This window comes from Candidatus Methanogranum gryphiswaldense (assembly GCA_019262145.1).
Lineage (GTDB): Archaea > Thermoplasmatota > Thermoplasmata > Methanomassiliicoccales > Methanomethylophilaceae > Methanogranum > Methanogranum gryphiswaldense.
This window is the reverse complement of record CP076745.1, coordinates 503,929-517,372: the sequence shown is the minus strand read 5'-3', so window position 1 is coordinate 517,372 and position 13,444 is coordinate 503,929. Positions and strand designations below refer to the sequence as shown.

Here is a 13,444-nt window from a genome sequence, read left to right as displayed (position 1 = left end):
AAAGATTTACCTGAGAAGATGGAACTCCTTCGTCGACTTGACGGAGAACTTCTTGTCTCTCGCGACCTTGATGGCACCGACAGCTGCATCGGCACCCTGTATCGTGGTGAGGAACGGTATCTCCAACTCAACGGCGAGTCTGCGCATCTTGTGACCGTCACGGACAGGTCCCGACTTCTCCGATGGGGTATTGATGACAAGGTTGATCTTGTCTGCTCTCATCAATCCTATCGCATTTGGACTCATGTTATCGTCTATCTTGAAGACGGTCATGGTCTCCACACCATGCTCCCTAAGGTATGTTGAAGTTCCCTTTGTGGCATATATGGTGAATCCCATCTGTATGAGTTCCTTCGCGATTGGCAGAACGCGCTCCTTATCTGCGTTGTTGACCGTGATATAGACTCCACCCTCGGTAGGAAGACAGTTGCCTGCGGCGGTGAGCGCTTTGTAACATGCTATGTCGAAGTCCTCGTCGATACCCATTACCTCTCCGGTGGACTTCATCTCGGGAGTGAGAATGGAATCGACACCGGGTAATTTCAGGAATGGGAACACAGATGCCTTGACAGCGAAATGGTCTATCGGCCTATATCCTGAAAGTCCGAAGTCCTTCAAGGTCTTTCCCAACATGAGCTTGACACCGATCTTCGCAAGAGGTATCCCTGTTGCTTTGGATATGAAAGGCACAGTACGTGAAGCTCTTGGATTGGCCTCTATCATGTAGACCTCGTTACCTTTCACAGCAAGCTGCAGGTTCATCAGACCTTTGATCTTAAGTGCCAGCGCGACCTGTTTGGTTATGTCCACCATCTTGTCGATGATGTCCCTTCCCAATGTGAACGGAGGAAGGACCATAGTCGCATCTCCGGAGTGACATCCTGCATATTCCACATGCTCCATTATGCCACCGATGTACACATCGGTCTGATCGCACACCGCATCGATATCGATCTCTATCGCTTCCGTCAGATATTTATCGATCAATATGGGGTGATGCCTGGATACTTTGACGGCGGTGGCCACGTAGATCTTCAATTCCTCAGTGGAATATACTATCTCCATGGCACGGCCTCCCAATACATAGGAAGGTCTTACTAAGACAGGGTATCCGATCTCCTCCGCTATGGCCTTGGCCTCCTCGAAAGAATAACCAGTACCCGACCTGGGCTGTCTTATTCCAAGGTCGTCCATTAGCTTTGAGAACCTTCTCCTGTCCTCTGCGACATCCATCTGGTCCGGCGAGGTACCGAGTATCTTGGTCTTCGTTCCAACCAATGCTTTCTCCAGATCGACCGCGAGATTGACACTGGTCTGTCCGCCGTACTGGCATATCACTCCATCGGCATCCTCGGCCTCTATGACATTCAATACATCTTCGAGATCCAGCGGGTCGAAATAAAGACGATCCGATATATCGTAATCTGTCGATACTGTCTCTGGATTATTGTTGATTATAATGGCATCGACACCTTCTTCCTGAAGGGCCATCACACCATGGACGCAACAATAGTCGAACTCTATTCCTTGGCCGATCCTTATCGGACCACTGCCAATCAGCACGACCTTCTTCTTACCCGTGTGCTTCACAGCCTCGCTGCTCTTTGCGTATGTTGAATAGAAGTATGGTGTCTCTGCTTTGAACTCAGCCGCACATGTGTCCACCATTTTGTAGACTGGGACAATTCCCATGCTCTTCCTGATCTTACGGACCTCCATGCAGTTCTTCTTTACTAGGTCGCCGATAGTATCATCGGAAAATCCCATGCGTTTGGCACTCTCCATGAGGTCCTTTGTGAGTTCCTCTTTGGCAAGTCTGTTCTCCATGTCAATGATATTCTTTAGCTTCCTTACGAAGAACTCATCCCACTGGGCGAGCTCCGCTATCTTCTCGATCCTCCATCCTTTCCTGATGGCCTCTCCTATGGCGAAGATGCGCCTATCCGTGGCATGTTTGAGCTCGTCCATGAGCTCCTCGTCACTCATCTCGATACGGTCGAGACCTTTTACGCCGATCTCCAAAGACCTGAGTCCTTTGAGCAGTGCCTCCTCGAATGTACGTCCTATGGACATCATCTCTCCGGTGGACTTCATCTGGGTACCGAGGTGTCTGTCGACAGTGCGGAACTTGTCAAATGGCCAGCGGGGTATCTTGACCACCACATAATCAAGGGCAGGTTCAAACGCCGCATATGTAGTTCCTGTGATCTTGTTCGGTATCTCGTCAAGTGTGTATCCTACGGCGATCTTCGTTGCGACACGTGCAATCGGATATCCGGTCGCCTTGGATGCAAGTGCAGATGAACGTGACACACGGGGATTGACCTCGATGACCCTGTATTCGCTGTTCTCAGGATTCAATGCGTACTGCACATTGCATCCTCCCTCTATTCCGAGGGCACGGATTATCTTCAGTGAAGCTGTCCTTAGACGTTGATGGTCCCTGTCCGATATCGTGAGCAAAGGTGCCACAACTATGGATTCGCCAGTGTGTATCCCCATCGCATCGAGGTTCTCCATGTTACACACGATGATGCAATTGTCCACGGAATCCCTCATTACCTCGTATTCCAATTCCTTCCATCCAAGGACGCTCTCCTCGATGAGGACCTGATGGATACGGGAATAAGCCAGACCTCTGGCACATATCTCCATGAGCTCTCCCTCGCTGTATGCGATACCTCCTCCGGTACCTCCAAGGGTAAAGGCAGGACGCACAAGGACAGGGTACTTTCCTATGACCTTGACAGCCTCCAATGCCTCCTGTATCGTATGAACACTTCTGCTCAGAGGGACTGGCTCCCCGATCCTCTCCATCGTCTTCTTGAAGAGGTCACGATCCTCCGACATCTCGATAGCGTCGGGCTGGGTACCTACGAGTTTCACTCCGAGTCTAGCCAGTTCTCCTGACTCTGCCAATTCTGAACAGATGTTCAAAGCGGTTTGTCCACCCATACCGGATACTATTCCATCGACACCTTCTTTCTCTATGATCTTGACCACAATATCGGCCTGAAGCGGCTCTATATAAACGCTGTCTGCTGTGTCGGCATCCGTCTGAATGGTCGCAGGATTAGAGTTAACAAGTACCGTCTTGTAACCCTCCTCACGAAGAGAACGGCATGCCTGTGTTCCAGAGAAATCGAACTCTGCAGCCTGTCCGATGATTATCGGTCCAGAACCTATGACCATGAGCTTCTTGTAATCCTTTCTCACAGATGTCCCTCCTTGATGACCTTTCCGAATCTATCGAACAGGAACGATGTGTCCCATGGACCTGGCGACGCCTCCGGATGATACTGAGCAGTGAATATAGGGAGGTCGGTGTGTTTCAAACCTTCTACGGTCTTATCGTTCACGTTCACCTGGTCTACAACAAGTCCGGTACCTTCCAGACTATTTTCGTCCACCGCAAATCCGTGGTTCTGGGATGTTATGTACACTCTGCCCTCGTACTTGACAGGCTGGTTGCATCCGCGGTGACCGAACTTCAATTTGTATGTGTTCCCTCCCAGAGCAAGCGCCACGACCTGGTTGCCGAAGCATATACCGAAGAGCGGAAGCTGTGTGGATAGATCTCTGACGGTCTTTGCCGTGGTGTTAAGTATGGCAGGGTGAGCCGGGTCCCCGGGTCCATTGGAAAGGAGCACCCCTTTCACTTTTGACTCTACAATGACGTCGGCCGGAGTGTCGTAAGGGAACACCACCACATTGTACCTGGATGAAAGGTCTCTCAGGATACCTGATTTCTCTCCGCAATCCAAAAGGCCTACTGTGATCGCTTTATTGGTGCCGCATTTCTTTATCTCCTTGCAGGAGACCTCTCCGACGAGGTTGCTCTCGGAAGGCGCAGGCATCCTCTTGAGCTCTTTTATCAGGGCTTCGATGCCGTCCTTATCCTGAGTGATGGCACCTTTCAGGGTTCCCATCGTTCTGATCTTTATGACCAGGTCCCTGGTGTCTATGCCCGATATGCCGGGTATCTTGAATTTTTTAAGGAAGTCGTCGAGTGTCCTACCGCCGTACATCTTGGAAGGTTCCTTGCAGTATTCCCTGACGACAAGTGCGCGAGCATGTATCGACTCTGACTGATAGAATGCGTCGCTGATACCGTAATTACCGATCAAAGGATAGGTCATAACGAGTATCTGCCCCTGGAACGAAGGATCTGTTAAACTTTCCTGATAACCACACATTCCGGTTGAGAATACTACCTCACCGAATGCGGGAGTCTGATATCCGAAGGGCTCTCCTTCGTATATGCTCCCGTCCTCAAGGACCAAATAACTGCGTGCCATTGAGAATAATTCTAAGTTGGGGAATGTATTTAATGGATTGGGTTTGTTCAGAACAACCCATCAGAATCGATGTCTAGAATTAGACAACCCCTCTTATTTTGTACTGAGGTTTATAAAACAGTGTGCTGACGGCAGAAAATCGAAGCAAATGTGAATGTTATTATCGGTTGATGCCATTAGTACTGACATGCGCATTCTCGGGAAGGATCCAGGAACTGGCAGCATCTCTTTGATGCTTGAGGCCGATGAGGACATGTGGCACCTGTACAACGTCATAGAAACAGGGGACCTTGTCACTGCATCCACCACCCGAAGAGAGGAGAAATCCGCTGACAAGATCAGAGCGGAGAAAATGGAAAAGAAGCGGATGACGCTTGGCATACGCACAGAAAAGGTCGAATTCTCGGAGGACGACCTCAGACTGAGGATCCTAGGCATCATAGAAACGGGACCTCAGGATATCGGACAACATCACACTCTCATATTCGAGATAGGAGATAATCTTACAATAAAGAAAGATCGCTGGAGGGAGACACAGCTCGAGAGATTAGACAGGGCCGTGAACGATACTAAGAAACCACGGATAGTCTTCATATCTCTAGATCAAGACGATGCGACGATAGCTGTATTGAGACAATACGGACTGAAGGAAGTGACCACTCTACGTTCCGGAAGGTCCGGAAAACAATATGAAGAGAAAGGAAAGATCGACAACTACCATGGCGAGATCATTGACAAAGTAAAACCTTTGATGGAACCGAACATGCCATTGGTATTGCTCGGTCCCGGATTCGAGAAGGAATCCCTGATAGATGACCTTAAAAGACTCAATCTTCCGGAATTCAAAAGCGTGCATGTCTATCACACCGGTCAATGCGGAATGGCCGGAGTGAACGAACTCATAAAGACAGGCATGGGTGCCGATATACTCCGGGAATCAGCTGTCGGAGCAGAGATGGAAGCTGTGGAGAAGCTCATGGCGGAGATCGGAAAGGACGGTCTCGCTACATACGGACCCAAGGAGATAGAGAATGCCGCACAATCCGGAGCCGTGGAAACGCTCCTGATATTGGATTCCAAACTAAGGGTACAGGACCTAGATCACATAGTGAGGGCCGTCGAATCCCAAAAAGGGAATATAATAGTTGTCTCGGAACAACACGACGGCGGAAGAGAACTTGCCGCACTAGGGGGAATGGGTGCTATTTTACGCTATAAGGTCTGATTGACCACAGTATAAGAAGACTCACTAGACAATTGAACACTGTTTTCAGGAAAACGTTTAAGAATGATATTTAACAATAAGGTCTGTTTAGTTTGTGAGAACGTTTTCGGTCCCGCCAGGGACTAAAAATGAGGAATATAAATGAAAAGCTACAATGAGGTCAACAAGATCCTGAACAAATATGAGCTCGTGGCTTGCGATACCACCCTTAGGGACGGAGAGCAAACCGCGGGCATCGTATTCTCTAATGTGGAGAAATACAGAATCGCCCAACTTATGGACGAAGCAGGCGTACAGCAGATCGAAGCCGGTATCCCCACTATGGGTTCCGACGAAAAGAAGGCTGTAAGGCACATCGCCCACATGGGACTGAATGCCTCTATCCTGGGATGGAACAGAGCAGATATACACGACATCGACACAAGTATCGAATGCGAAGTCGACTCCGTCGCTATTTCGATGTCCTCCTCTGACATCCATATCGAACACAAGCTCAAAAAGAGCAGAGAATGGGTCCTTGAGAAGGTCGTCACTAGTGTAGAACATGCGAAAGAACACGGATTGTATGTCTCATGCAACGGAGAGGACGCCTCCCGTGCGGACATAGATTTCCTCATACAGTTCGCTCAGGCCGCAAAGGATGCGGGCGCTGACAGGTTCAGATACTGCGACACCATCGGAAGGGAGACCCCGTTCAATTGTTACGAAAGAGTGAAGAAGATCATCGACACCGTAGGTATCGATGTCGAGATGCACACCCACGACGATTTCGGGATGGCAACGGCCAACTGCTTGGCTGGTATGATGGCGGGAGCCAAATTCGCCAGTACTACTGTCATGGGAATCGGAGAGAGATCCGGTAACGCACCGCTCGAAGAGGTCGTGATGGCTGCTAAGCACCTTTACGGAAAGGACTTCGGAATAGAACCTTTGAAACTCAAGCCGTTAGCAGAGTTCGTCTCTGTAGCCGCCAACAGGCCGATACCAGTCTCCAAGCCCTTCCTAGGCACCAACTGCTTCGCTCACGAAGCAGGAATACATGCGGACGGCATCATCAAGGACGCAAAGAACTACGAGCCTTACGACCCCGAAGAGATGGGACTCGAGAGGAAGATCGTCATCGGGAAGCATTCCGGAAGGAACACTTTAGTAACCAAGCTCAAAGAAAGAGGAATAGCCCTCAGCGACGAGGATGCCATAACTCTCCTTGATTGGGTCAGAAGATATGCAGTGAAACTTCACCGCAGCATATCCGAGGACGAACTTGTCGTCATCTACAATAATCTAAAAACAGGCGACGACCCGTTCGATGATGAAAAAGAATTCTGAAACTTTTTACGGTCTAAACGACCGTCCAACACCATTTTTAATATTGATCTACTGAGAAAAACAATACCGAAATGACAGAGCCTCAGTTCCTTCTCCAGTATTTGATGAAATAGATGAATATTATGCATCCTGCACCGAACATTACAACGAACACGTGTGTCAAGAAGTCCACATTGGTCGGGATTATGAACAAGAACAGGAAATCGATGAAGAACACTATCATCCATGTGTTGACCTTGACCATCTCCTTGTAAAATCTGGATACCCTGCTGTCAAGATCCCCCATTCCTATGGTGACGGCCCTTCTTTCCATATCAAGCATAACCTTCTCTGCAAATTTGACATTCTTAACGATCAGATACAGAGGCAACATGAGGGCTATGAACTCCATCATGAGTATCAGCGTGTAACAATCGTTGTACGTGAATGATTCCACGGCATCGTACAGGAACTGCGCCATGCCAGGTGTTGTAACGTAGAACACAAGGAGTAGGATCGCGAGTATCAATATCTCCAAGTATGCTAATGTCAAATTCCTCTTGAACTTAGCTGCCGTGACCTTAGAAGACAAGGCCATCTTAGCATATTGGTCACTTCTGAACTTCTCAGCCTTCCTGAATATATTATAGAGAAAGCTTGGGCTATACTCCTCGACTTTGTCGCATATTGTGTTGGAATATTTCGAGAATATCGGCAATAATACCATCGATAGAAGGGCCGCACCTATGACGGATGTGTAGATATCTTGAGAGATGACTCCTGCATCATAAGCCTCTTTAGATATGATGAACGCAAACTCACCCATGGCCACAAGACTCACGGACGATATGAATCCCAAACGCATCGACTTGTTGCCAATGAAATATGCGATGAACACACTCAAAGTCTTCAAGAATCCATATACGATGACAAAAAGCACTATCAATCCTATATTCTGTATTATACTGCCAGGGAATATCTTCAGCCCTATAGATATGAAGAACATCGCCATGAAGATATCCCTCATCGGAACAACGTCGTGCTCAATAGACTTGGCAGTATGCGACTGCGAAACTATGACTCCCATGAGGAATGCACCGATGGCCATGGACATTCCCACATACACAGATAATAACGCCAATGCAAAACACATGGCCAGTGCAGATACCAGCAATACCTCTTCTGGCATCTTTTCACCGATCCAGTCGAGGATCTTCGGTATGAAGATCAATCCTAACACCATGGAACCTGCCATGAATATTGCTATGATCAGCAGCATCCACATGGCAGAGCCTAGACTCATAGAAGAACCTACGAGCAAAGGAGATGTCATGGACAGGATCAATACCTGTGCCACATCCTCAATTACAGTTATGAGGATTATTGTCTCTGCATCTTCCCTGCTGAGCTTATCGGATTCTGCAAGTACGGCAGTGACGACAGCAGTACTCGAACCTGATATTATCGCACCGAAGAATATGCATTGGAGGGAATCCCATCCCATCATCATTCCGAAGATGTACCCGCCGAAGATCATTATTGGTACCTGGATCATCACCACCATGAGTGCGAACATTCCGGACTTACGGAGCTTTTTGATGTTAAGTTCCAGGCCAATACAGAACATAAGGAATACTAGACCCAGATCGGCAAGTATAGTGACAATAAGTTGTGTATCCTCTGACTGGGTGGCCCAATAACTAGCTAAAATTATTCCCGCCGCGAGATAACCAATGATCGTCGGCATTTTTAGTTTTTTAAATATAACAGTACAAACGGCAGCTAGAGAAAGAATCAACGTCATGTTCAAAAGCAAAACTAACTCTTCCATTCTTCTCTGGCGCCCCCGACGATAATTACGCTAATAGTAAAAAAAGGTATTGAATCAATAACAAAAAACAAATATTCAGCACAATCGAACAATGGCCTCATTCATCGTCTGCATCTTCATCTTCATCAGAAACTTGAACCTTCTTTCTCTGACGTCCACCTGTCTTTTTAAGTTTATCTTGATCCAGAGCCCATTGATAACTCGCAACCTCGGCGGGAGTGATAAGTACGCGATCTCCCTTGACAAATTTCCTTCCTAGAGTCCAATTTGTAAAAGGCGATATCACTCTGTACTCATCAGCATCCATGACCACTTCCTTGACGTTGGGCCTGCCTTTAGCCTCGGAATATGTTCCTGGACGCATGATGGCCGACTTATTCTTGACCTCAATGGTCTTGTTGCACACTGTATCTAGGAAATATCTGTCGTGGGTGACCACCATTATCGTGCCGTCATATTCGGTCAATGCTTCCTCGACCGCATGCTTGGCAGGAATGTCCAGATAATTGGTGGGCTCGTCCAATATGAGAAGGTTAGTCTCCTCCAGAAGCATCAAGCAGAGAGCTACGCGGGCCCTCTGTCCACCTGACAGCATCTTCATGGGTTTCTCGACATCCTCCCCCATCAAGAGCATCCTTGCGAGCATCTGTCTTGCATCGCCTCTCCTATCCTTCCCTATTATCATCAGCAGCTGTTCCTCTGCCGTCAATCTGAGATCGAGACCGTCGTGATGCTGGGAATAATAACCTATCTTGGCCCCAGGGGCGACCCAAAGTTCTCCTTTGCACGGTATCTCTTCCAATATCGCCTTTATCAATGTCGATTTTCCTTGACCGTTCCCGCCGAACATACCGATCTTATCGCCCTTATGGATGTCCAGATCCACATGTTCCAGTATGATCTTTCCTCCCAATTCTACAGAAAGATCTTTGGTCGTGATGACATTCTTACCAGACTTGGGAGCCGCCTGTATCTTGACCGTTATCTCCTTGTTCTTATCGGGTTTTTCCTTCTCTTCCATCTTGGCGATGAGTTTCTCGCGGGTCTTATGAGTGGTCAGGTACCACTGGTCCCTATGGAGTTGATCTGCGATCTCCTCCTGCTTCCTCTTCTGTGCCGAGTACTTCTTGTACTCCTTTTCCATGCGGTCGAGGTCAAGCATCTTCTTGGTGATGAAATCAGTATAATTCCCTTTATATTCCCTCGTGTTGCCGTGGTCTATCTCGACCATACGAGTGGCTATCTTGTCAAGGAAATATCTGTCATGGCTAATGACGAGGACAGAACAATGTGTCTTCAAAAGATAATCCTCCAACCATTCGACGGTATCGATATCGAGATGGGACGTGGGTTCATCCATTATGAGTATGTCGCACTCGTCAGCCTGAACAAGTATGCGTGAGAGCATAACCTTGGTCCTCTCTCCTCCGGAGAGAGATTCCATGGAACGGTCCATCATCTCCTCTGAGAGACCTACTTTCTTCAATGCTTTGATGAGATTCTTCTCATCCTTCATATCGCTCTGTGCTATATCCTTCTCCAATTGAGAGTATTCTGATGCTATGGAATTCCAATCCATCTCTGCACCGGAGGCCATCAGTTCCTCGATCTCTCTCATCCTTTTACGGATGTTCTCTATATGGCCGTAAGGGCGACCGAGAACGTCCCTTACGGTAACGTCAGGAGAAGATTCTGCGAACTGTTCCAGATAACCTACACGATTCGTATTTACAATTAGTTCTCCCGTATCAGGTTTCTCCTGACCTAGGAGTATCTTAAGAAATGTGCTCTTCCCTGCACCGTTAACACCAATGAGACCTATGCTGGCACCTTCGTCAATCTGTATATTGACATCCTTGAGGACCTTTGCCGGTCCGAATGACTTGGATATTGCCTGTGCCTTGAAGAGCATGTCACGGACATGGTATTAGTATATTTGATACTCACTGATTATCTGTGGTGATTCTGAATTCATACTACCCAATATTACTAATGCGATGAAGAACACATTGTGATTCATACAGAGTGGTCTAGTTTTTTATTAGAATAAAAAGGAAAATGTTTTTAAAATATTTCACTGAGACTTATCTTTATTCTTATTCTTCCTCATCAGAAGGACTAACATGACTGCGATAAGCGCGATTGTTATCACAATTACTATCGATAATATTGTTACAAGGCTGTTGTCCTGGGATGTTCCTCCGCTCTTGTATATACCTGTGACCTTGAACGTACAGTCCTGTATGATCATTATATCCTCACCAGGAGATATTTGGACAGTGCTAAGACCTATCGTCAACCAGATTACGGGACTTCCAGTATATCCCTCGACCACCTGTATCTCGACATAATGCTCCCCATAAGGAATAGTCACTTGTCCTCCTCCTTGCTGTACATCATAACCATCCACTATCCAAATGATACCTTCATTATAGGTCAATGTGACATCAAAGGTCTCTGTGGTCGTATCTGCTATGAGGATACCGTAATCACCGACATAATGAATGCCAGTTATACTGTTGCCGTTTACGTCCAACCATTGAGCGAAACCAATACCGCTTATCTTAGGTACCAAGAGATCCAGCTTAACCTCACTCGAAGATGCGTACTCGTAAGCATATGTATCATCGGATATTGTGAATACCGTGTACTCTGTATATCTGAAAACATCCAATGGGTCGAAATTGGAAGCATCACCATACACTATTGCCATGGCTCCGTCTGCCAACGATATCCCCCCGTCTATGAAGGTTTGATTGTCATACGGAAGGGATGAGGGGTCCTTTCCAACCTTTATGACATTGGTAACGGTCATGTTTCCAGTGATCGTAGTTGTACCAGTAAGTATCACTGTATCCGCAGATACATTCCCACTGACATTCAATATCCCGGATACAGACAGTGTTCCAGACACGTACAGTGTACAGCCAATACCAACATTCGTTGTACCGGAAACGATCATCACACCATTCACGTCTGTATCACTTATTACGTTCATTGTACCGTATACATTGAATATTACTCCATCCACCACTGTTAATTTCCAGTTATTGGTTGACAATGTGACCCCGCTCAAAAGTGTGGAATCAGTGGTCATTGTCACATTTCTCCTAAGGATCAGACTATCGCCTGAAGATGCATTCTCCAACATCACGGGTATACTGGCGAATTTCGTGGTCGTATTGTTGTAATAACTGACGTCCGCATAAAACTTGGTTGAAAATGAGCCTTTATTGGTGAACAATCCATATGCCATGATGAAACTGTTGTTGTCCAATGTTCCGTTGACATTATAGAATTGGCTGGAATCGGATATGATGACCCCTCCGTCATTGATGATTGAACCATTGTTGGTCAATGTGACAGCCTCTGAAAGATACAATGTCCCTGAGTTGTCTAGAATCGTCGATGATGATATGGTCGTAGAAGAATTTATGATGTAAGAATTTGAAACGTAAACATGTCCGTTACCGTTCTCCAGAACATATGCTAAGGAAGCGTATACACGATCGAATCCGGATACATAATACATGGAATGTATATTCACATCACTGGATGCGCCGGTGGTTGCCATCAATACACCAGTCACAGATATTGTTCCGTCCCCTATCTCAGAATTCGTTGAAAATGTGGATATGAAGGTGAAATCCGCAGTGCCGATCACAGAAAGACTTCCCTCAATTGTTAGATCAGATGAGGAAGTGGTTGACACGAATGCCCCATCTTGGACCACCATATTAACACTTGGACCAACAATCAGATCTTCTATTGTCACATTCCCGCTCAGAGATATCTTGGCAGTCACACCAGTAAGGGAAGGCGTAACTTTGTTACCTTCCGAAGCCATACTCAATCCTGAAAAATTCACTGTCACGCCGCCGATATCCATCGATGATACACTGGATGAAAGACACACGAGATATTTTCCTCCTCCTAATGCAATGATATCATTAGATGTGACAACCTCTTGAGATGTTCCTATGATCACAGCATGTGTACAATCATTCTTATCTCCAACGATCAAATCGAAAAATGTGCCTATTGATGAGGAACCATTCCTATCTATGTATGCAAGACTACCAATCAGAAGATATGATCCATCCGATCTCTCTGTGACTGCTATGCTGTTACTCAACAATTCATTGCTGAGTATACCGGATACAGTAACATCTTCATCACTGGTATATGTATTCGATGATGTGACTGTAACGGATGATATCACAGAGAACCCAATATCAGAATATCCATTGGTTTCTCCTGATAATACTATATCGGACCCATAAATGGTAACTACAGTACCTATAATTCCATTAAAACCTATGGAACCATCACCGCCATGTACATAACCTGTGAATGTATCGTTATCATTTCCTAACGTAACCGATCCTGAGATTATCGTGAAATATGTTGTTGAACCGCCGGTTATATCTCCGATGATATAGGGATCGCCTGAATTAACATAAAGTTCAAATCCAGATACAGTAGAAAATGTAAGTTTGGAGTATACTGTGCTACTACTGGACACAAGTTCAACAGTACCTGAATATGTCCCTTCAACAATAAGGGAGTTGGTTATATCGACATCCAAATTCTGTGTCTCCCCTTTGACAATCTTCAATGTATCGACCACGACGGCACCATCCGAAGACCGCTCATCGTCATGCACTGACAATACAGTGAATGACAGGACTGCTGCCATCAATATTGTTAAAATCACAATACTTTTCTTTTTCTTCATCAAAATCATATGGACCATCTCAGGATGCGAGATATTTAGTATAT

General features: G+C 46.4%; 7 protein-coding genes. 2 read left to right on the top strand and 5 right to left on the bottom strand.

Annotated elements, in window-relative coordinates; all coding sequences use genetic code 11:
* Positions 1–6: 6 nt before the first annotated feature.
* Both carB and carA read right to left on the bottom strand, forming a co-directional pair.
* A complete protein-coding gene (carB, locus tag KRP56_02730) occupies positions 7–3,216 on the bottom strand; it encodes a carbamoyl-phosphate synthase large subunit (GenBank protein UAL08179.1) in 3,210 nt (1,069 codons plus the stop codon).
* Positions 3,213–4,298, bottom strand: a complete 1,086-nt coding sequence (carA, locus tag KRP56_02725; GenBank protein UAL08178.1) for a glutamine-hydrolyzing carbamoyl-phosphate synthase small subunit — start codon at positions 4,296–4,298, stop codon at positions 3,213–3,215. Before carA ends, carB begins: the two co-directional genes overlap by 4 nt.
* A gap of 187 nt (positions 4,299–4,485) precedes the next feature.
* Between carA and KRP56_02720 the strand changes: the two genes are divergently transcribed.
* On the top strand, positions 4,486–5,523 hold the full coding sequence (locus KRP56_02720; GenBank protein UAL08177.1) for an mRNA surveillance protein pelota: 1,038 nt from the start codon (positions 4,486–4,488) through the stop codon (positions 5,521–5,523).
* A 141-nt stretch (positions 5,524–5,664) separates the two neighbouring features.
* Positions 5,665–6,852 (top strand): homocitrate synthase, encoded by a 1,188-nt coding sequence (gene nifV, locus KRP56_02715; protein UAL08176.1) that lies wholly within the window; start codon positions 5,665–5,667, stop codon positions 6,850–6,852.
* 82 nt (positions 6,853–6,934) lie between these two features.
* On the opposite strand, the gene KRP56_02710 is transcribed toward nifV, so the two are convergent.
* The 3 genes from KRP56_02710 to KRP56_02700 all read right to left on the bottom strand — a co-directional run bounded on the left by KRP56_02710 (position 6,935) and on the right by KRP56_02700 (position 13,418).
* On the bottom strand, positions 6,935–8,662 hold the full coding sequence (locus tag KRP56_02710; protein UAL08175.1) for a cation:proton antiporter: 1,728 nt from the start codon (positions 8,660–8,662) through the stop codon (positions 6,935–6,937).
* Between the two features lie 97 nt (positions 8,663–8,759).
* Positions 8,760–10,574: an ATP-binding cassette domain-containing protein gene (locus KRP56_02705; protein UAL08174.1), complete on the bottom strand. Its 1,815-nt coding sequence runs from the start codon at positions 10,572–10,574 to the stop codon at positions 8,760–8,762.
* Between the two features lie 162 nt (positions 10,575–10,736).
* Positions 10,737–13,418 (bottom strand): hypothetical protein, encoded by a 2,682-nt coding sequence (locus KRP56_02700; protein ID UAL08173.1) that lies wholly within the window; start codon positions 13,416–13,418, stop codon positions 10,737–10,739.
* Positions 13,419–13,444: the final 26 nt, after the last annotated feature.